General features: G+C 68.1%; 17 protein-coding genes and 1 tRNA gene. 7 read left to right on the top strand and 11 right to left on the bottom strand.

Annotated features, from left to right (window positions below):
• Positions 1-88 precede the first annotated feature (88 nt).
• From pth to HF886_RS13255, 3 genes are all read right to left on the bottom strand, one after another.
• The gene (pth, locus tag HF886_RS13265; protein ID WP_169621498.1) at positions 89-661 is read right to left on the bottom strand and encodes an aminoacyl-tRNA hydrolase; all 573 of its coding nucleotides are present in this window, start codon (positions 659-661) and stop codon (positions 89-91) included.
• Positions 662-756: 95 nt separating this feature from the next.
• Entirely contained in the window at positions 757-1377 is a 621-nt protein-coding gene (locus HF886_RS13260; RefSeq protein ID WP_169621499.1) for a 50S ribosomal protein L25/general stress protein Ctc, read from the bottom strand.
• A 207-nt stretch (positions 1378-1584) separates the two neighbouring features.
• On the bottom strand, positions 1585-2763 hold the full coding sequence (locus HF886_RS13255; RefSeq protein WP_169621702.1) for an aminotransferase class V-fold PLP-dependent enzyme: 1179 nt from the start codon (positions 2761-2763) through the stop codon (positions 1585-1587).
• Between the two features lie 173 nt (positions 2764-2936).
• Between HF886_RS13255 and egtA the strand changes: the two genes are divergently transcribed.
• The 5 genes from egtA to HF886_RS13230 are packed head-to-tail and all read left to right on the top strand — an operon-like array spanning position 2937 to position 8464.
• Entirely contained in the window at positions 2937-4160 is a 1224-nt protein-coding gene (gene egtA, locus HF886_RS13250) for an ergothioneine biosynthesis glutamate--cysteine ligase EgtA (protein ID WP_169621500.1), read from the top strand.
• On the top strand, positions 4157-5467 hold the full coding sequence (gene egtB / locus HF886_RS13245; RefSeq protein WP_346765364.1) for an ergothioneine biosynthesis protein EgtB: 1311 nt from the start codon (positions 4157-4159) through the stop codon (positions 5465-5467). The genes egtA and egtB overlap by 4 nt, the downstream gene beginning before the upstream one ends.
• On the top strand, positions 5460-6209 hold the full coding sequence (gene egtC / locus HF886_RS13240) for an ergothioneine biosynthesis protein EgtC (protein WP_169652530.1): 750 nt from the start codon (positions 5460-5462) through the stop codon (positions 6207-6209). The genes egtB and egtC overlap by 8 nt, the downstream gene beginning before the upstream one ends.
• The gene (egtD, locus tag HF886_RS13235; RefSeq protein WP_169621503.1) at positions 6206-7162 is read left to right on the top strand and encodes an L-histidine N(alpha)-methyltransferase; all 957 of its coding nucleotides are present in this window, start codon (positions 6206-6208) and stop codon (positions 7160-7162) included. The genes egtC and egtD overlap by 4 nt, the downstream gene beginning before the upstream one ends.
• Before the next feature lie 42 nt (positions 7163-7204).
• A complete protein-coding gene (locus HF886_RS13230) occupies positions 7205-8464 on the top strand; it encodes an MFS transporter (protein ID WP_169652529.1) in 1260 nt (419 codons plus the stop codon).
• Here HF886_RS13230 and HF886_RS21400 read toward each other — a convergent pair.
• Positions 8412-11006, bottom strand: coding sequence for a LuxR C-terminal-related transcriptional regulator (locus tag HF886_RS21400; protein ID WP_169652528.1), 2595 nt, complete (start codon positions 11004-11006; stop codon positions 8412-8414). The two genes, HF886_RS13230 and HF886_RS21400, sit on opposite strands and share 53 nt — an antisense overlap.
• 119 nt (positions 11007-11125) lie before the next feature.
• Complete coding sequence (locus tag HF886_RS13220) at positions 11126-12094, bottom strand: TIGR03557 family F420-dependent LLM class oxidoreductase (protein ID WP_169621506.1); 969 nt, start codon at positions 12092-12094, stop codon at positions 11126-11128.
• Positions 12095-12246: 152 nt separating this feature from the next.
• Here HF886_RS13220 and HF886_RS13215 point away from each other — a divergent pair, with 152 nt between their 5' ends.
• The gene (locus HF886_RS13215; RefSeq protein ID WP_169621507.1) at positions 12247-13368 is read left to right on the top strand and encodes a hypothetical protein; all 1122 of its coding nucleotides are present in this window, start codon (positions 12247-12249) and stop codon (positions 13366-13368) included.
• 4 nt (positions 13369-13372) lie between these two features.
• Here the strand turns inward: HF886_RS13215 and HF886_RS13210 are convergent, their stop codons facing one another.
• The 6 genes from HF886_RS13210 to HF886_RS13185 all read right to left on the bottom strand — a co-directional run bounded on the left by HF886_RS13210 (position 13373) and on the right by HF886_RS13185 (position 18526).
• The gene (locus HF886_RS13210) at positions 13373-14344 is read right to left on the bottom strand and encodes a calcium/sodium antiporter (RefSeq protein ID WP_169621508.1); all 972 of its coding nucleotides are present in this window, start codon (positions 14342-14344) and stop codon (positions 13373-13375) included.
• A gap of 52 nt (positions 14345-14396) precedes the next feature.
• Positions 14397-15080 (bottom strand): hypothetical protein, encoded by a 684-nt coding sequence (locus tag HF886_RS13205; RefSeq protein ID WP_169621509.1) that lies wholly within the window; start codon positions 15078-15080, stop codon positions 14397-14399.
• 155 nt (positions 15081-15235) lie between these two features.
• A complete protein-coding gene (locus HF886_RS13200) occupies positions 15236-15865 on the bottom strand; it encodes a DUF2461 domain-containing protein (protein WP_169621510.1) in 630 nt (209 codons plus the stop codon).
• A 56-nt stretch (positions 15866-15921) separates the two neighbouring features.
• Positions 15922-16899, bottom strand: a complete 978-nt coding sequence (locus HF886_RS13195; protein WP_169621511.1) for a ribose-phosphate diphosphokinase — start codon at positions 16897-16899, stop codon at positions 15922-15924.
• Positions 16896-18371: a bifunctional UDP-N-acetylglucosamine diphosphorylase/glucosamine-1-phosphate N-acetyltransferase GlmU gene (glmU, locus tag HF886_RS13190; RefSeq protein ID WP_169652527.1), complete on the bottom strand. Its 1476-nt coding sequence runs from the start codon at positions 18369-18371 to the stop codon at positions 16896-16898. Before glmU ends, HF886_RS13195 begins: the two co-directional genes overlap by 4 nt.
• 83 nt (positions 18372-18454) lie before the next feature.
• Positions 18455-18526, bottom strand: a tRNA-Gln gene (locus HF886_RS13185).
• Positions 18527-18762: 236 nt separating this feature from the next.
• Between HF886_RS13185 and HF886_RS13180 the strand changes: the two genes are divergently transcribed.
• Positions 18763-19368, top strand: a complete 606-nt coding sequence (locus HF886_RS13180) for a TetR/AcrR family transcriptional regulator (protein ID WP_169652526.1) — start codon at positions 18763-18765, stop codon at positions 19366-19368.
• Positions 19369-19384 lie beyond the last annotated feature (16 nt).

Here is a 19384-nt window from a genome sequence, read left to right as displayed (position 1 = left end):
GGCTGTCGCCGGCAACTCGTCCATGTTACTCGGCAACTCGTAGGGTCGTTTCGGGCGGATTCGACTGCGCCCGTCCGACGGTTCTGTATCAGTGCACGCGGTTCTGGGCGCCTTCGAGCCCCAGTCGCAGCACGAGTTCCACGGCGTCGGCGCCTTCTTCACACCACACCGGGAGCTCTTTGCGTTCCGTGGTGGAGAACGGCTTGAGCACGTAGTCGGCGGGGTCCTGCCGGCCGGGAGGGCGCCCGATGCCCATCCGGACACGCACGTAGTCCTTGGTGCCCAGTGCCGAGGACGTCGACCGGAGGCCGTTGTGCCCGTTCTCACCGCCGCCCTGCTTGAGACGGATCGTCTCGAAGTCCAGATCGAGTTCGTCGTGGATCACCACGATGTTCGACGGGTCGACCGAGAAGAACTTGGCGAGGCTCGCGACCGGGCCCCCGGAGAGGTTCATGTACGTGCGGGGCTTGGCGATGATCACCTGACGACCGTCGAGCCGTGCCTGCACGATGTCGGAATTGCTGCGCTTGTGAGCACCGAACTTGCCACCGACCCGGCCTGCCAGCACGTCGGCCACCATGAAACCGATGTTGTGCCGGGTGTTTTCGTACTTCGGCCCGGGATTTCCCAGCCCGACGACGAGCGCGGTGTCCTCGCTCACGTGCAGTTCCTTCCGTGCATCTACAACCACGTGCGGCGCGCCACCCCGGAGGATGACGCGCCGCACGAGTGACTTCACAGGGAGCCGGTGAAGACTCAGGCCTCTTCTTCTGCTGCTTCTTCGGCGGCGGGAGCCTCGTCGGCACCCTCTTCGCCCTCGAGCTCATCGGCGGACGGAGCCTCGACGATGTTCACGATCAGCAGATCGGCATCGTCCTGCAGGCTCGAGCCCGACGGCAGCTCGATGCCGCCGGCGAGGATCTGGGTACCGGCCTCGACGCCCTCGATGGAGACCTTGATCTCCTCGGGGAGCTTCATCGCGTCGGCTTCGATCTTGATGGTGCTGACCTCGTTGACGACCAGCGTGCCGCTGGCGGGCTCGCCCTCGAGCACGACGGGCACCTCGACGGTGACCTTCTCGCCGCGCTTCACGACGAGGAGGTCGGCGTGCTCGATGTAGCGGCGGATCGGGTGGACGACGACGGACTTCGTCAGCGCGAGCTGCTCGGTGCCGTCGATGTCCAGGGTCAGGATGGCGTTGGTGCCGTGGGCACGCAGGACGGCGGCGAACTCACGCGAGGGGAGCGCGAGGTGCTGCGGGTCGGTGTTGTGGCCGTACAGCACGGCGGGGACCTGACCGTCGCGGCGGGCACGGCGCGCGGCGCCCTTGCCGAACTCGGTGCGGACGCTGGCTACGAGATTGTTCTCGTCGGACATGATGTAACGGCTCCTACGCTGATGGCACTTCGTGGTCGGGTGTTCTCGGCAAGTGGGCCGGCACGCGCGACAGGAGCAGGTGCTCATCAAAGCCGCGGCCGCGTCGATCACGGTGATCCGACAGATGCGGTCCACCCTCGCCGAGACAACTCGATCCACTCTACCGGATCGGCACCTCGGACGCGAACCCGCGCAGGTGGAGACCGTTTAGCGCGCTGCGAGGTCGCGGACGGCCGACAGGAACCGGTCCACGTCTGCCGGAGAGACGAAGTAGTGCGGGGAGGCCCGCACGACTGCCTCGAGACGGCGGGCCGACATGTCGAGCAGCGTCGAACTGCGGTGGCTCACCGTCACCGTCACCGACCGTTGCGCCAGAGCGTCCCGCACCGCGTCCGGTTCCCAGCCGTCCAGCGTGAACGAGACGATTCCGCTGCGCCGGTCACCGAGATCTCGCACGGTCGCGCCGGGGATTCGATCGAGACCGTCGCGCAGGTGCTGGGCGCGATAACCGAGCGCGTCGACCACCTCGTCGACCCCGAGACCGAGCAGATAATCGACGGCCGCGCCCAGCCCCAGTCGTGCGGCGACGTCGGCTTCCCACATCTCGAACCGGGTGGCGTCCGGCGCGTAGTCGAAGCGATCCGGCGCCGTCCACACCGCACTGTGCAGATCGATCATCGCGGGTTCGAGTTGGGTGACCAGGCGCGGCCGGACATAGAGGAAGCCCGTGCCGCGAGGCCCCCGTAGCCACTTGCGGCCGGTTCCGGAGAGCGCGTCGACGTCGAGTTCGGGAATGTCGACCCGCAACTGGCCGACGGACTGGCACGCGTCGAGCAGTACGAGTGCGCCCACCGCGTGGGCGGCATCGGCCACCTCCCGCACGGGATTGACCAGCCCTCCGTTGGTGGGAGCGTGTACGACGGACACCAGCCGGACACGCTCGTCGAGCATCCCGGTCAGCGCATCGAGGTCGATGCGTCCGGACGGATCGGACGGAACCACCTCCACGTGAGCCCCGGTCGTTCGTGCACGCTGCAGTGCCGCAACCGCATTCGCGGCGTATTCGGCCCGGGAGAGGAGGATCCTGTCGCCGGGCCGCAACGGCACCGCGTAGAAGAACGATGTCCACGCACGCGACGCGCTGTCCGACAGCGCGATGGATTCCGCCGGCGCGCCGAGCAGACGGCCGAGCGAGGTCTTCACCGCGTCGAGATCGCCGCGCCGCTCGTTCGCCGCGACGTATCCGCCCACCTCGGCTTCCCGCCGCAGGTGCGACACCACAGTGTCGACCACCGGGGTGGGCGGAAGCGACGAACCGGCGCTGTCGAGGAACACGCGTTCGAAGCATCCGGGTGTGTCCCGGCGCGCCTGCTCGAGATCCAGCATCGGCACATCCCCTCCCGCACGTCGGCGTGGTCGTCTCGGACAGTATCCCGCCGCACCGGAATCCCACCGGGTTGCCTGCCGCGCGGAGGCGATCTCCCCGCGTTGCGTGCCCACGCGCGTTAGTCTCGTTCGCAGACCTTGTCAGGCAGCCGTGGGGGGTGAATCGAGTGGTGATGTCGATCAATTTTCCGGTATCGCACGCTCGGGCGGGACTCGGGACACGCGGAGCTGCCGAAAAGCACGTCCGGGACGTGAGCTTCCGTGCCGGTCCACCACGCCTGATCGGCGTCGAACTCGAGTGGCTCACGGCGCGTGCCGACATCACGGCCGCGCGCCCGCAACTGTCCTCGCTCGTCGATGCGCTCGGCTCACATGCGCCCCGGACGGTCCTGCCGCCGTCGTCGGAGAGACCGCTGCCGTCGGGCAGTGTGGTGAGCCTCGAGCCCGGTGGTCAGGTGGAACTGTCGAGTGCGCCCTGCACCTCCGCGCGTCAGGTATGCGATCGGCTCAGCGCCGACGCGAGGATGCTCCGCGCGCTGCTCGCGCGTCGTTCGGTGACGATGCTCGACGGCGCCTCCGACGCGATCCGGCCCCCTCAGCGGCTGCTCCACACTCCCCGGTACGGGGCGATGGAAATGCGCTACGACCGGATCGGGCCGATGGGCCGGCTCATGATGAACAACACCGCCGCTGTGCAGGTCAGTGTCGATGCCGGCGAGAACGACGACGAGATCGACCGCCGCTGGAAGCTGCTGCATGCCATGGGCCCGGCGATGATCGCCGCGTTCGCGTGCTCGCCGAGCATGCGGGGCGCTCCGGACGGTGAGTGGGTGTCGCAACGGATGCGCGCGTGGCTGGCGCTCGACCCCGAACTCACCGATGTGCCCGACCCGGCCGGCTATCCGGCATGGGTGATCGATGCGCCGTTGACGTGCGTGCGTTCCGGCGAACCGGAGTGGCATGCTCCACCGGGCGCCACGTTCGCCGACTGGCTCGACGGGAGTCTCGATGCCGAGATCGGCCGCCGCCCCACCGTCGGCGATCTCGATTACCACATGACGACGCTGTTCCCTCCGGTGCGGCCACGCGGACACCTCGAGGTGCGATACATCGATGCCCAGCCCGGTGACCTGTGGCAGGTACCGGTGGCCGCCATCGAGGCGCTGCTCAGTACACCGGCGGTGACGCAGGAAGCCACTGCGGTCGCAGCTCCGGTTCGGGAGATGTGGAGCGAGGCGGCACGAGTCGGGCTCGGGGCGGTCGAATTGCGCGCCGCCGCAGCAGGATTGCTCTCGCTCGCCGCGGAATCCTCGCGCGACATGCGTTTCACCAGTGCTCTCGACGCCGCCGCTGCCCGATGTCTGCGGGGACGTGCACCGGAGGTGACCGGGCGGTGACGGCCGCGCGTACCCGGCTCCGTCAGCACCTGGAGCGTGCGCGCGCTCGGACGAGATCGCTGACCGATCTCCCCGACTCCGAGCTCACCGCGCAGCACTCGCCGTTGATGAGCCCGCTGGTCTGGGATCTCGTGCACATCGCCAACCAGGAAGAGCAGTGGCTCGTGCGGAAGGTCGGGGGCCGGCCGCCGCTACGAAGCGGCATCGACGACCTGTACGACGCGTTCCTGCATCCCCGCGCGACACGGCCCGAGTTGCCGCTGCTCGGCCCGGACGAGGCGCGTCGTTACGTCGACGAGGTCCGTGCCGCCAGCTGGGATGCCCTGAACCAGGGGAGTTTCGATTCCGAACTCACGCGTGACGGGTTCGTTTTCGCCATGGTCGCGCAGCACGAGCAGCAACACGGCGAGACGATGCTCGCCACGCATCAGTTGCGCGAGGGGCCACCGCTGCTCGACGCCCCGGAGGCGCCTCGGCGGGGAACGCCGCCGGAGCAGAGCCGGGTGCTCGTGCCCGCCGGCGAGGTCGAGATCGGGACGTCGAGCGATCCGTGGGCGCTGGACAACGAACAGCCCGCGCAGCGCGTCCACGTGCCCGCGTTCTCGATCGACACCGTGCCGGTGTCGAACCGGCGTTACCTCGAATTCGTCGAGGACGGCGGGTACCGGCGACCCGAATTCTGGTCCGAGCCGGGATGGAGACACCGCTGTGACGCCGAGCTCGAGGCGCCCCGGTTCTGGACCCACGATCCTGCGGGCCGGCGTGCACGGCGGTCGTTCGGACGGATCGTGGAACTGCACCCGGACGAACCGGTGGTGCACGTGTGCTTCTACGAAGCCGAGGCGTTCGGCCGCTGGGCGGGTGGCCGCCTGCCGACCGAGTTCGAGTGGGAGAAGGCAGCGCGGTGGGATCCCGCCACGGGTCGCAGCCGCGCGTACCCGTGGGGCGACGAGGAGCCCGGCCCCCAGCATGCGAACCTCGGACAGTGTCACCTCGGCCCGGCCGTGGTGGGGGCATATCCGGCGGGGGCGTCACCGCTCGGCGTCCACCAGCTCATCGGGGACGTGTGGGAGTGGACCTCCTCACCGTTCGAGCCGTACCCGGGCTTCCGGGCGTTCCCGTACCGGGAGTACTCGGAAGTGTTCTTCGGGAACGACTACCGGGTACTGCGCGGCGGTTCGTTCGGAACCGACTCGGTCGCGTGCCGGGGAACCTTCCGCAACTGGGATCTTCCGGTCCGACGCCAGATCTTCGCGGGTTTCCGCCTCGCATACGACCCGGCCGGTGCCGGGGAGCCGGATGTGTAGGCACCTGGGCTATCTCGGACCGGCCACGGGAGCTGCCGAGCTGGTCCATCGCGGCCCGCACTCCTTGATTCGCCAGTCGTTCGCGCCCCGCGACATGCGTGGGGGCGGCACCATCAACGCCGACGGTTTCGGAGTGGGCTGGTGGCGTGACGACGGAACTTTCGGCCGGTACCGGTCGGCCTCACCGATCTGGTCCGATCCCTTTGTGGGAGAGGGGCTGTCGGGCATACGCGGCAGTGCCTTGATGGTCGCGCTGCGATCGGCCACCGAGGGTATGCCGGTGGAACGGTCCGCGGCGGCGCCGTTCGGTGAAGCGCGCTGGGGGTTCAGCCTCAACGGGGTGGTCCGAGGATGGCCCGGATCCCTCGCCTCTCTCGCGTCCACGCTGCCCGTCGAAGACTTGCTGCAACTCGACGCGCCGACCGACTCCGCGGCCCTGTGGATGTTGTTGCGCCACCGGCTTCGGTCCGGGACACCCGACATCGCTCTGATGTCCCTGGTGCGCGACATCATCGGTGCCGCTCCCGAATCCCGGCTGAACCTGTTGTTGTGCAACGGGTCCGAGATGTGGGCGACGGCGTGGTACCACTCGTTGTGGACCCTTGTGGACGAAGACGTCGCCATCGTCGCCTCGGAACCGTACGACGACGACCTGCGCTGGCAGCCGGTGCCCGACCGGCATCTCGTCCATGCGATACCCGGAAAACTTATCGTCTCCCCACTGGAGGTCAAGGCTCCATGACAGTCGACGTCTATCTCGAACCCGAACAGTTCGACGAGAAGCTCCGCGCCGATGCCTACCGAGGGTTGACGTCGACCCCGAAATATCTCTCGCCCACGTGGCTGTACGACGCGCGCGGCAGCACACTCTTCGAAGAGATCACGCGGCTGCCCGAGTACTACCCGACCCGCACCGAATTCGGTTTGCTGCGGCAATTCGCGGGGGAGATCGCCGACTCGGCGCGCCCGGAGATGCTCGTCGAACTGGGGTCGGGCTCCTCGGAGAAGACCCGTGTGCTGCTCGATGCGCTCGAACCGTACCTCCACACCTACGTACCCCAGGACGTCTCCGAGCCTGCTCTGCGCACCGCGGTGGCACAGCTGTCGGTGGAGTACCCACGGCTGTCGGTACACGGCGTGGTGGGTGACTTCACCGAATCGCTCGAGCATCTTCCCTCGGGAGGACGCCGGATGGTGGCTTTCCTCGGGGGCACGATCGGCAACCTGGTGCCCGAGGAACGGGCCGCGTTCCTCTCCGGACTCGCGTCGATCCTCGACCGCGACGAGTGGCTTCTGCTCGGAGCGGGGCTGGTGGTGGATCCCGAGGTGCTCATCCCGGCCTACGACGATGCTGCCGGAGTCACCGCGGAGTTCGACCGGAACGTACTGCGAGTGCTCAACAACCGTCTGGGCGCCGATTTCGACCCGGATCGCTTCGTCCATCGTGCCGTGTGGGACCCGGACAACGAATGGATCGAGATGCGGCTCGAGGCGACGGAGCCGATGACGGTGTCGGTGCCGGGACTCGATCTCGAGGTGTCGCTGGACAAGGGCGAGCAGATCCGCACCGAGATCTCCGCGAAGTTCCGGCTGGACGGGCTCGGAGCGGAACTCGACCGCGCCGGCTTCGTGGTGCACCGCGAATGGATCGACCGCGACGGCCGGTTCGTCGTGCTGGGCGCCGCCCGCCGCTGATCGGTTGGACAGCCACGCGCGGCGAGAGGGATTGTGGTGGGTATGCCCTCGGAGTCCCGTCCCGTGCTGACCACCCCCGTGCTGTTGCTCATGGCGGTGGCGACGGGGTTGTGCGTAGGCGGCAACTACTTCAACCAGCCTCTGCTCGAGTCGATTGCGACCGCGCTGGGCACGTCGCACTCGGCAGCGGCCGCCACGGTCACCGTCGCGCAGGTCGCCTACGCACTGGGGCTGATCTTCCTGGTACCGCTCGGGGACGTGTTTCCCCAGCGGCGGCTCGCCGTGACGCTCATGCTCGCGGCCGCAGCCGGCCAGGGGATCAGCGGTTTCGCACCCGGCATCGGTGTGCTCATGGTGGGGACCGCCATGGCGGGGCTGTTCTCCGTCGCCGCGCAGGTGCTCGTGCCGTTCGCGGCCACCCTCGCGACCCCCGAGAAACGCGGCGCTGCGGTGGGCACCGTGATGAGCGGCCTGCTGGTGGGCATCCTGCTCGCGCGGAGTGTCGCAGGGATGCTCGCCGAAGTCGGCGGCTGGTCCACCGTGTACCGCATCGGCGCAGTCCTCACCGCGGTCGTCGCGCTCGCTCTGTGGCGCGTCCTGCCGGCGACGACGCCGACGGCACGCCAGGGCTACGGTGCGACACTGCGGTCGCTCGGCACGCTGGTGTTCGAGCACCCACGGCTGCGCACCCGTGCCCTGATGGGTGGGCTCAGCTTCGCGTCCATCAGCGCGATGTTCTCGACGATGGCGTTCCTGTTGTCCGGTCCGGAGCACGGGCTCGGAGAACTCGAGATCGGTCTCGTCGGACTTGCCGGGGTGGTCGGCGCTGTCGCAGCCTCCGTGGTCGGGCGGCTCGTCGACCGGGGCCTCGGCGCTCTGACGACCGCGGCCGGGATCGCGGTGCTCGTCATGTCGTGGGCGGCACTTGCGGCGGGTGCGGTATCGCTGGTGTGGTTCGTGGTCGGAATGGTCACGATCGACCTTGCCGTGAGCATGGTGCACATCACCAACCAGAACATCGTCTACGCGCTCGATCCCGATGCGCGCTCGCGGCTCAACTCGGTGTACATGACGACCTACTTCGTCGGCGCGGCGTCGGGATCGGCGCTGGGGGCCGCAGCCTGGTCGTTCGGCGGGTGGACGGCGGTGTTCCTGCTCGGTGTCGGCCTGTCGCTGTGTACCGCCGCGGTGTGGATAGTCGACATGCGGGTCGCCGGGAAGGGAAACCGGACCGGAGCCGATTCCGCGGTCACGACTCCCGGTCGAGGGGCAGCAACCGGAGTTCGCGGGCGCGCCCGATAGCTTCGGTGCGCGAGTGTGCCCCGAGCTTGCGGTAGGCGGTGCGCAGCTGGGTCTTGACCGTATTGGCGGAGACGAACAACTCCCTGGCGATCTCGGCGTGCGTCGAGCCGCGCGCGAGGAGGACCAGGACGTCGGTTTCGCGCGGCGACAATTCCGCGCGCGGCACCGTTTCCGCAAACACCGCGTCGACCGGCCCTCCGGGTACCGCGATGCCGCTCAGCTCCTCCAACCGGGCCACGGTGCGCGCCGGCACCGTGGTGAACGCGCGCCGGTTCCGGAGAGTCGGTGCAAGAGTGCAGGCGCGCTGCCAGTCGCGCACGGCGCCCGCATGATCCTCCAGGTGGAGGTGGCACGCCGCTGCGATGAGCAGTGCTTCGAGATGTGCGCGAGGAAAACCGCATTCCGGCCACGGCACGTGGCGGAGTTTCGTCAGCGCTGCATCGGGATGGCCGGTCAGAAGTTCCGCCCGCGCGCACGGGACGATCAGCACGGGGTGGCCCGCGGAGTCCTCTCCGGCGCGCGCGAGGGCGAGGTTGCCGTTACCCAGAGCCAGTTGCAGATCCACTTCCGCCGCGCCGAGGAGCACCCGGGAGAATGAGCCGGACCTGTGGCGGTCGCGATGCGACGTGATCAGCTGGTGCACACCGGTCAGTCCGTCGTACGGATTGCCCCCGGCGAGAGAGTGGTACGCCCGGCAGTACGCGACGAAAGCCCACAGTTCTTCGGACTCACCGGGGGTCCCGAGCACATCGAGCGCGTGGGTCGCGGCCTCCAGATCGAGCGAGTCGAGATGGAGCAATACCGTCGCTGCCCGGCCGCCCATGCGGACTACCGGCCCCCAGTGCCCCTCGGTGGGTTCGGCGCGCTGCTCGATATCGAGCCATTCGCGAGCACGCGGGTTATCGCCCGTCACTGCCCAGTTCAGTGCCGAACTGCCCGCCGCGTTCTGGACCGCAAAGGTGATTCCCGACGCGTGCGCGCCCCGGTAGGCGCGGCGGAATGCGGTGGTCGACCGGTCCAGCATTCCCGCGAGCTGAAGCGTGATGGCCCACTGCAGGCGAAGTACGGGAAGGTGCGCTGCGATCGAGTCGGGCTGATGCTCGAGGATGGACTCGACCAGCGGCTCGAGGTTCAGTGTCCGCGTTGCTGCATCGTCGACCCGGCCCCCCACCCGTAGCGCCAGCGTCTGCACCGTCCCGACGAACAACGCATGGGGAGCGTCCTTCGTCCTGCCGAGTTCACGGAGATCGGCAGGGTCGGACGGTAGCGCCGTGTGCAAGATGGCGTGCTCGTCGAGCATCTGACTGAACAGCGCTCGTCCCGCGAGGATCGACGGGTATTCGTCGAGTGTCTTCACCGGAAGGCGGCGCAGGATTCTCACGAGTGAACCGAAGTGCTTGTCCACCATGGTGACCCATGACGAGAAGACGATCTCCTTCGCCATCTCCCAATCCTCGGCTTCGACGGCGTAGACAGCGGCATCGACCGGATTCTCGTCGCCTCGATGCCGCCTGGCCAACTCCACCAGCAGTGCGTCGACGTGTCCCGGTCGTGAAGCGCGAGAAATCTCGAGGACCGCGGAGCGGACCGCCTCGGTCCACCGCCAGACACCGCTGGGCCGGGACGGGACGAGCAGCCCCCGCATCGTCATGAGGTTCAGCACCGTCGTGGGATCCGGATGCCGGGTGAGTTCGACGGCGGTCGTCGCGTCGGTGCTGCGCGCTGCCGCGATCGTCAGCGCGAAAGCGCGTGACTCGTCGTCCAATTCGGAGAGACGCGCCGCGGCGTAGCGCTTCACCATGTGGGCAAGACGCGGGTCCGGTGAGCCGTCGGGGTCGACCAGTCGCCCGGGTGCGGAGCGGACGAGGGTGACGGACGCGGCGAGATGTGCGGGGACGCCGCCCAACGCGCGGTTGAGGGCATGGCACTCGGCGTCGGTCCGCGGCACACCCGCCGTGTGGAACAACGTCGCCGTCTCGGCCGGCGTGAACGCCATCTGCTCGGTGGGAATGTAGGTGCAGTCGATCCCCTGCTCGGTGGCGCCGGAGAGGTCGGTGTCCGTGGTCCCCGGCGAACACACGATGACGTCGAGGGAGGGACACCGGTTCAGCAGTTCGTAGACGCAGGGCAGCGTGGTCGCGGGATCGAAGACGCCGGCAAGGACCAGGAGAGCCGGCCCCTCACACGACCGGAACGCGTGCACGACCTTGGTGAACGGGTCGGCTCCCGGCTCGTCCGGACCGGAGGCGTGCGGGAACGCATCGTCGCCGTGTGCCCGCAGAGTCTCGAAGACAGCCGTCCATGTCGCGTGGTGCCCAGGGTTCGCGTGGTCGGGAGGGACCCACACCACCGTCCGGCCCTCGGCGCCGCCACCGTGCAGCCAGGATGCGACGAGGGTGCGCTTGCCGAAACCGGGAGGCGCATCGAGCACCGTCAGAGGTGAACCGCGGTCCAGTGCGGCGAACAACCGGGGTCGTGCGAGAGCACAGGTGAGACCACGCCACTGTGGTACGCCGACGCGACCGGCGGCGGGGATACTCACGCAAGCTCCTTCGACGATTGCCCAGCTGGATGCCGAGGCTGCGAACGAGACCCCCGACAGGCCTGATCGATAAAAGACTACCTGGTCGGATGTGGTGAAGACCCGGTGAATCGTGACGATCAGCCGGATGCCGGGAGGGCGCGCAGCGATTCGAGGAGTTCGGTGCGGAAAAACGAGAGGAAGCCGTCGGGGTCGGGTCCGGCATTCATGAACACGAGATGGTCGTAGCCGGCGTCGGCGTGAGTGCGTGCGAGGTCGAGGTAGGCCTCGGGCTCACTGCCGCATACGAAGTTCTCGAGCATGTCTTCGCGACGCACCGTCTCGGTCGCCGCGGCGAAGTTGACCGGATTGGGAAGTTCGCTCATCACCTTCCATCCTGTGACACCCCACCGGTTGGTGCGCAGCGCCGCATCCGCGGCGTCGTCCGCATTCGGTGCCCACGCCACCGACATCTCCGCGTAGCGTGGCCCGGTTCCGCCGGCGCTCCGATACGTCTCGACCAGCTCGGACGACGGTTCGGTCGTGAAGAGCCCGTCCCCGTACTCGGCGGCCAGGCGTGCAGCGTCGGGTCCGCCCGCGGCGACGACGATGTCGGGCAACACCTCCGGGAGGTCGAAGACGCGTGCCTCGTCGAGCTGGAGGTACTCACCGTCGTAGCTGTGATAGCCGCCCGACCACAGCAGCCGGATGATCTCCAGCGACTCCCGGAACATCACCTGACGATGCCGGATGGACGGGTACTCCAGGCCCACGACATGCTCGTTGAGACGTTCACCCGAACCCACGCCGAGACTGAACCGGCCGTCGGACAACAGGGAGACCGTCGCGGCGGCCTGCGCGATGATCGCCGGGTGGTACCGGATGGTCGGGCACGTCACGCCGGTGGCGAGCCCGACGGTGTCGGTGCGTGCTGCGATCGCGCCGAGCACCGACCAGGCGAACGGCGAATGCCCCTGCACGTCGAGCCACGGATGGTAGTGGTCGCTGATCTCGACGAAATCGAAGCCCGCGGCTTCCGCGGCGACTGCTTGCCGTACCAGTTCGGCGGGACCGAAGGCTTCGGCGGCGAGTTTGTACCCGAACTTCATGCGCACTCCTCGTAGGAACGGATCGGAGGACTCACCGAGTACCCGAGCGGCAGGCCGGGAAACGGTGTGAGACAACCAGCGCGCGGGCACGTCTCCCATGCCCCGTCTCGTGCAGGTCGCCGTTGCGGGGCGCCGGTAGGAGATGTCGTGGGATGATCCGCGGACCATTCGTTCGGGGTTCGGGGGCCGGTGTGCAGGGTGAGGTGCATCGTCGGAGAGCGACGACGGCGGTTGCCGTCACCGTCGCGTCCGTGCTGTGTTTCGTGCTCGCGGCGTGCGCGACCGTGGTTGCCGGTACCTCTCCGGTGCCACCTCCCCGCGAGCCGGATCGCATCGAACCCAACACCTACAGCCAGCCGGTCTCCGCCGCGGACAAGGTGGCGCTCGAACTCGCCGAGCGCCTCCGTCGCCTGGACCCGTGTGCGCTGATGCCCGAAGCGGTTGTCGGGAAATACGGCGAACTACGCAGGTTCGGGCCGGAGAAAGGTTTCGATACGTGCACCGCCGTCGTGCGCCGGCCGGGGGACCGGCAACGCGATCTGTCGATCACTCTGGATCTGTCGGCGCCGCCCCGTGGTGAGGAGGATCGGGCCGTCCGATTCGGCGGCGCCGAGATCGAGCGTCTTCGAGTTGTCGGTGACTCCACCGCCGAGTGCACCCGGTGGTTCGCGCTCGACCTGCCCGTCACCGCCTTCGTCGACGGTGATCCGCCGGTGCGGACCGCGGCGGTGCACGTGGTCGAGCACTTCCGGCCCGGTGTCGTTCCGGAGACCGGCACCGCGTGCGAGGCGGCCGACGAGACACACGATGTTGCCGTCGACGGACTCCGGGCACTCCCGGCCCGCCCCACGAGAGGTCCGGGAAGGATCCGTCTCGCCGCTGCCGACCCGTGCGAGGTCGTCGGATTGTTCGCACCCGAGAATCTCATCCAGTGGTCGGTGGACGCCGACCCGTACCGCTGCGACTACTCGGTGCTGTTGCCCGGCGGTGGTGCCCAGACCTGGAGCGTGCGGTTCGGGCTCGAACCCGAGGGGGCACCGGTTGCGGGCCCGGACCGCGAGGGGACATCCGTGGCGGGCCGCAGCATCGTCCTCCGGCGCGACGGCGACCTGTGCACGGCAGCCACACCGGTGGAGGACGCCGTCGACACCGACCGGGTGGCCGCGCGCACGGGCGGGCGCACCGTACCGACGGTCGCCGTGTCCAGTGCCGGCACCGACTGCAGTCGTCTGGCGCCGTTGGTAGCGGAACTCGCCGACCTCGCGCTGACGTGACCGGTCACGTGCGGGTCGTGAGCAGGAACGTGAGATAGACGCCGTAGGTCGCGATGAACAGCGCACCCTCGGCGCGCGACAGCCGCCGGCCCGTGAGAAACGCAGGGATGCACAGAAATGCGACCGCAGCCATCAGCGGCAGGTCGACTCGGACGATCTCGTCGGGCACCGTCACCCCCCCGGGGGTCGCCAGCACGGTCGCGCCCAGGATGAACACGATGTTGTAGACGCTGGAACCGAGCAGGTTGCCGATCGCGATGTCGCGCTCGTTGCGAATCGTGGACACGATCGTGGTCACCAGTTCCGGTGCGGACGTACCGATCGCGACGACGGTCAACCCGATCACCGTGTCCGAGACGCCGAGGGCCTGCGCGGACGCGACCGCGGCGTCGACGAGGATGTCCGCACCGAGTACGACGATAGCGATCCCGCCGAGCAGCATCGCCACCTCGGTGAGGGTCGCGCCGAGTCGCCAGGGGACGGGGTCGGGGGAGAACTCGTCGGCGTATTCCAGACGGACGGCGGCGGCTTCGGCTCGGCCGGCGCGGATCACGAGAACGGTATACAGCAGTCCGAACGCGATGAGACCGGCACCTTCGAGCGGTGAGATCAGGCCGTCCGCGGACGTCGCCCACAACAGGAGCGCGGCCGCGGTGATGGCAGGAAGGTCGATGCGGAGCGTCTGTGTGCCCAGGTGGATCGTGCGGACGAGCGCACTGAGTCCCAAGATCAGCAGCAGGTTGACGATGTTGGTGCCGACGATGGTGCCGAGCGCGAGACCCGCGTTTCCCGTTGCGGCGGATTCGATTCCCACCGCCAGTTCGGGTGCGCTCGTGCCGAGGGCCACGACAGTCACCCCGATCACGATCGGAGTGATGCCGAGCCGGGCTGCGAGTCGCGAACCACCGCGCACCAGCACCTCGGCCCCGACCACGAGAACGACCAGGCCGGTGACGAGACCGAGGACAGAATTCATCGGTCGAAGGGTAACGCGCAGACGGGCGGGTGGCTTCCTGTCCGCACTCGGGTTACTTCGACGTCGCGCTCAGGCGAGCCTTCTCCAGCGCGGCGAGAGTGCGCAGGACGGTGGCCTTCTGCTTCTCGAGATCACTGCGACGTGCTCGGGCGGCGAGACCGCTCTGCTCGGCGACGCGCGCGAGTTGCGCGTCGATCGACGTGAGCTGGTCGAGCAACGCGAGAGCGCGAGTCTGAATCTCGTCGATATCGACCGCACCGCTTTTCACCGGTGCCGGGGCCTTCGCCGACGACGACGAGGGACGGGCGCTGCCGGCGGTGGAAGAGGACGACGAGGAAGCGGAGGCGCGCTTGGTGGCAGGCTTGCCCTCGGCGACGACGGCGGCCGCACGTGGGCGCAGCGCCTTCCTGACAAGCTCGGGATCGGGCTGGTGTTCGAGCCGGATCTCGTTGAGTACGCGACGGGAATCGCGGGCACCGACGCGATGCTCGTATTCCTCGTCGTCATCCGACTGGAGCGTTCCTCCGATAGGACGCAGACCGTACATGCCCATGAAACGACGGGCTTCCTCGATCACCGCTTCGTGGTGTCGGCAAGTCGCGCATCGGGGTTCGTTGCGGTATTCCTCGACCGAATCGGTGCCGCCACACCAGACGCACGCCCCGGGAGACCACCGTCGCGAGGTTCGGATTGTCGCGTTTTCGGTGGGGGCCTCGAGAGTCTGCGCGTCGATCACGAGGAGCAACTTTAGGTCAGGGCCCCACCGGTGCGGCACCCCGGTCCGGCGTGACCTGCGACGGAGCCGACCGGAAGTGACGAAGATCATCACGCTCCAGGTTTAGAGGCAAACCATTGCGGCACACTGCAATTCCATACCGGGTGGTCTGCAGGTCACGAAGCGGTCGCCGAGGTCAGCCACTCCACCAACGGCCGGAACGCGCGCCAGGAGTTGCGGACCTCGTCGAGGGTGCGCGTGCTGTCGATCCACGGAGGAGAGACGTCGCTGCGACCGGCGTTCAGTGACCGGTGCCGCAGCAGGTCGAGACGCGGATGATCGGGGTCGACACCGCGCGGTCGCGTCTTCAACGTCGAACCACCGATCTCGTACCCGCCGCGCCGCAGTCGCCGGAGAATCTTGCCGAGTTCGGTTCCACGTCGTTCGTCGTCGACGGCTGCGCGGTACGCCGCGACCTGTGCGGGCGTCCCCGAATAGAACCCACCGGCCACCGTCAGGCCCGCCGCGTCGATCTGGACGTAGTAGCCGACACCCGGACCGGTCGCGACGAAGCCACCCTGATGGGTCTTGTACGGGGTCTTGTCGTTGCTGAACCGGACGTCCCGGTACGGCCGGAACACCTTGCCCGGCCCGAATTCCTGCTCGAGATCGGCGAGCAGAGCAAGCATCGGGCCGCGCACGCAGTCGTCGTAGACGGCCTTGTGCGCGGCCCAGAACGGTTTGCTGTTGTCGGCCTCGAGATCCTCGTAGAAGTCGAGAGCCGCGGTCGGGAAACCGGTGAACATCGAGGAGCGCCTTTCGGTCCGTGCGGCCCGGGAGTCACCACCTCGTGGTGCAGTTTCTAGGCGACGCCGTTGAACAGCGAAGTCACCGAACCGTTCTCGAACACCTCGCGGATGGTCTGTGCCAGCAGCGGCGCGATCGTCAGCACGGTCAGCGAGTCGAACTGCTTCTCCGGCGGGATGGGCAGCGTGTTGGTGACGATGACTTCCTTGGCACCGCACGCCGCGAGGCGCTCGGCGGCCGGGTCGGAGAGCACACCGTGGGTCGCGGCGATGATGACGTCGCCGGCACCGGCCTCCTTGAGGACGCGAACCGCTCCGGCGATGGTGCCACCGGTGTCGATCATGTCGTCGATCAGGATGCAGGTACGACCCTCCACGTCACCGACCACACGGTTCGACTTGACCTGGTTCGGGACGAGCGGGTCGCGGGTCTTGTGGATGAACGCGAGCGGTGCGCCGCCGAGGGTGTCGGCCCACTTCTCGGCGACCCGGACACGACCGGAGTCGGGGGAGACGACCGCGATGTTGTCGACGCCGTACTTGCCGCGGATGTACTCCGCCAGCTGACCCTGCGCATGCATGTGATCGACGGGGCCGTCGAAGAAGCCCTGGATCTGGTCGGTGTGCAGGTCGACGGTAATGATGCGGTCCGCACCCGCGGTCTTGAGCAGATCCGCGATCAGGCGAGCCGAGATGGGCTCACGTCCGCGGTGCTTCTTGTCCTGCCGCGCGTACGGGTAGAAGGGCAGGATCGCGGTGATGCGCTTCGCGGAACCGCGCTTGAGGGCGTCGATCATGATGAGCTGTTCCATGACCCACTGGTTGAGCGGGAACGGGTGGCTCTGGAGCACGAACGCGTCGGAGCCTCGCACCGACTCGTCGAACCGGACGAAGATCTCGCCGTTGGCGAAGTCACGTGCCGTCTGCGGGGTGAGAGGTACACCCAGTTCCTTGGCGACCTGCTCGGCCAGCTCGGGATGCGCCCGGCCGGCGAAGAGCATCAAGTTCTTCTGGTTGTCGATCCAATTGGTCACTGGTCCTGGCCGTCCTTTTGCCGATCGTGGTCGTGCTGCTGCTGTGCTCTCGATGCTGCCTCGGCAGCGGCGGTTCCGGCGCGGTTTCGCTGGACCCACCCGTCAATATTGCGCTGTGGCGCGCCCGACACCGCCAGCGCCCCCGGTGGGACGTCGCGACGGAGCACCGTTCCGGCACCGGTGTAGGCACCGTCACCCACCGTCACCGGGGCCACGAACATGGTGTCCGAGCCGGTCCGTACATGGGATCCGACCACGGTGCGGTACTTCTCGACGCCGTCGTAGTTGACGAACACACTCGACGCGCCGATGTTGGAGTGCTCGCCGATCTCCGCATCCCCGACGTACGTCAGGTGCGGCACCTTGGAATGGGAACCGATCTGGGCGTTCTTCGTCTCGACGAATGCGCCGAGCTTGCCGTTCGCGCCCAGTTCGGTGCCCGGACGCAGGTAGGTGAACGGTCCCACGGTCGCCCCGGCGCCGATCACCGAGCCGGTCCCGTGGGTACGAATGACAGACGCGCCGGCACCTACCTGCACGTCGGTCAGTGTCGTGTCCGGTCCGATGACCGCGTCCTCGGCGACCACGGTGCGGCCGTGCAGCTGGACACCGGGATGGAGGGTGACATCCGTGCCGAGTACGACGTCGATGTCGACCCAGGTGGACGCCGGATCGACGACGGTCACGCCGTCGCGCATCCACTGCGTCAGCACCCGGCGGTTCAGCTCGGCGGTCAGCGCTGCGAGCTGGACCCGGTCGTTCACTCCGGCGACCTGGACCGAGTCCTCGGTGTGCAGTCCGCGGACCGCGAGACCCTCGCGGTGTGCGATCTCGACGACGTCGGTGAGGTACAGCTCGCCCTGGGCGTTGTCGGTGTCGATACTGCCGAGCGCCGACCGCAGACGGGCCGCGTCGAACGCGTACACGCCGGTGTTCACCTCGACGATGGCCCGCTGGCGGAGGGTGGCGTCTTTCTCTTCGACGATCGCCGCGACGTCACCGTCGGTGGTCCGCACGATGCGTCCGTAGCCGGTGGGGTCGGGCACCGTAGTCGTGAGGACCGTGACCGCGGCGGAATCCGGTTCCGTGTGCGTCTCGAGCAACTCGCGCAGCGTCTCGGGCGAGAGCAGAGGTACGTCGGCGGCGGTGACCAGCACTGTTCCGGCGAAGTCGGAGGGCAGTTCGGCGAGTCCGCATGCGACGGCATGGCCGGTTCCGCGCTGCTCTTCCTGCACCGCGATGCGCACCTCGTGACCCGTGTCCTCGGCGAACTCGGCCACCGCGGCGCCGACCCGGTCGCGTTCGTGCCCGATCACGGTGACGAGGTGTCCGGGCTCCAGTGCGCTCGCCGCCCGAAGGGAATGAGCGAGCATCGAGCGCCCGCCGAGACTGTGCAGAACCTTCGGGGTCTTCGACCGCATCCGGGTTCCTGCTCCGGCTGCCAGGACAATGATCGCGGTCTGCACCTGCATGTAGCTCCCTCGACAAGGTCTGCATACGCACGGAATTGCCGCGTGCGCACGGGAGCGCGACGGCTCCCCGAAAACGGTCCCCGCTCCGCCGCCAGGACTCGAACCTGAACTATCTGAACCAAAATCAGAGGTGCTGCCGATTACACCACGGCGGACTGCCACACCCCCGGCGCGCGGCGCACTCCGGGCATGCGTCCCTGATCCTCGCACGGGAGGCGCGCGGCGTCGAACGTGGGGGGTGATCTGCTCGTTGTCGATAGTCTGGGCGGCGACCGACCCCGAGTGATGCCCCGACGTGGTGCGTCGGAAAGGACGAACCGTGTCACGATCGTCGCAGGACCGTACGGAGCAGGCCAGTCGGAAAAGCACCGAGCGCGCGCCCCGGATCCGGATGACCGGAACGCAGCGGCGCGAGCAACTCATCGAGATCGGACGCGCGTTGTTCGCCGAACGTGGTTACGACGGCGCGTCGATCGAAGAGATCGCGCAGCGGGCCCAGGTGTCCAAGCCTGTCGTGTACGAGCACTTCGGAGGTAAGGAAGGGCTCTACGCGGTGGTGGTGGACCGCGAGATGACGGTGCTGATGTCGATGGTGACCGAGAGCCTGACCCGGAACCGCTCACGAGTGCGGGTCGAGCGTGCTGCCCTCGCGCTCCTCACCTATATCGAGGAGCGCACCGACGGGTTCCGCATCCTCGTGCGTGACTCGCCGGTCGCCGCGGAGGAAGGCACCTACTCGAGTCTCCTCAACGAGGCGATGCGCCAGGTCGGCCAGTTGCTCGCCGGCGACTTCTCCCGGAGAGGACTCAATCCGGAACTCGCGCCTCTGTACGCGCAGGCCCTGGTAGGGATGGTCGCCACGACGGCGACCTGGTGGCTGGACGAACGGACGCCGTCGAAGGAAGTTGTCGCAGCGCACCTCGTCAACCTGTGCTGGAACGGGCTGACCCGTCTCGAAGCAGACCCGGCGCTCGGAAACCAGCATCTCGGCACGTAGTCGTTCTGTTTCGAGG

Origin of the sequence: Rhodococcus sp. 105337 (assembly GCF_012844225.1) — a bacterium.
In the GTDB taxonomy this organism is placed as follows: Bacteria; Actinomycetota; Actinomycetes; order Mycobacteriales; family Mycobacteriaceae; genus Rhodococcus.
Note: the sequence above shows the minus strand (reverse complement) of the source record. Positions and strands in the feature narration are given on the sequence as shown.

Bases quoted from the DNA above. Each gene is read 5' to 3' on its own strand.
- HF886_RS13260 (WP_169621499.1), bottom strand. From the start codon at position 1,377: ATGTCCGACGAGAACAATCTCGTAGCCAGCGTCCGCACCGAGTTCGGC.
- HF886_RS13255 (WP_169621702.1), bottom strand. From the start codon at position 2,763: ATGCTGGATCTCGAGCAGGCGCGCCGGGACACACCCGGATGCTTCGAA.
- egtA (WP_169621500.1), top strand. From the start codon at position 2,937: ATGTCGATCAATTTTCCGGTATCGCACGCTCGGGCGGGACTCGGGACA.
- egtC (WP_169652530.1), top strand. From the start codon at position 5,460: ATGTGTAGGCACCTGGGCTATCTCGGACCGGCCACGGGAGCTGCCGAG.
- egtD (WP_169621503.1), top strand. From the start codon at position 6,206: ATGACAGTCGACGTCTATCTCGAACCCGAACAGTTCGACGAGAAGCTC.
- HF886_RS13230 (WP_169652529.1), top strand. From the start codon at position 7,205: ATGCCCTCGGAGTCCCGTCCCGTGCTGACCACCCCCGTGCTGTTGCTC.
- HF886_RS13220 (WP_169621506.1), bottom strand. From the start codon at position 12,094: ATGAAGTTCGGGTACAAACTCGCCGCCGAAGCCTTCGGTCCCGCCGAA.
- HF886_RS13215 (WP_169621507.1), top strand. From the start codon at position 12,247: ATGATCCGCGGACCATTCGTTCGGGGTTCGGGGGCCGGTGTGCAGGGT.
- HF886_RS13210 (WP_169621508.1), bottom strand. From the start codon at position 14,344: ATGAATTCTGTCCTCGGTCTCGTCACCGGCCTGGTCGTTCTCGTGGTC.
- HF886_RS13200 (WP_169621510.1), bottom strand. From the start codon at position 15,865: ATGTTCACCGGTTTCCCGACCGCGGCTCTCGACTTCTACGAGGATCTC.
- glmU (WP_169652527.1), bottom strand. From the start codon at position 18,371: ATGCAGGTGCAGACCGCGATCATTGTCCTGGCAGCCGGAGCAGGAACC.
- HF886_RS13180 (WP_169652526.1), top strand. From the start codon at position 18,763: ATGACCGGAACGCAGCGGCGCGAGCAACTCATCGAGATCGGACGCGCG.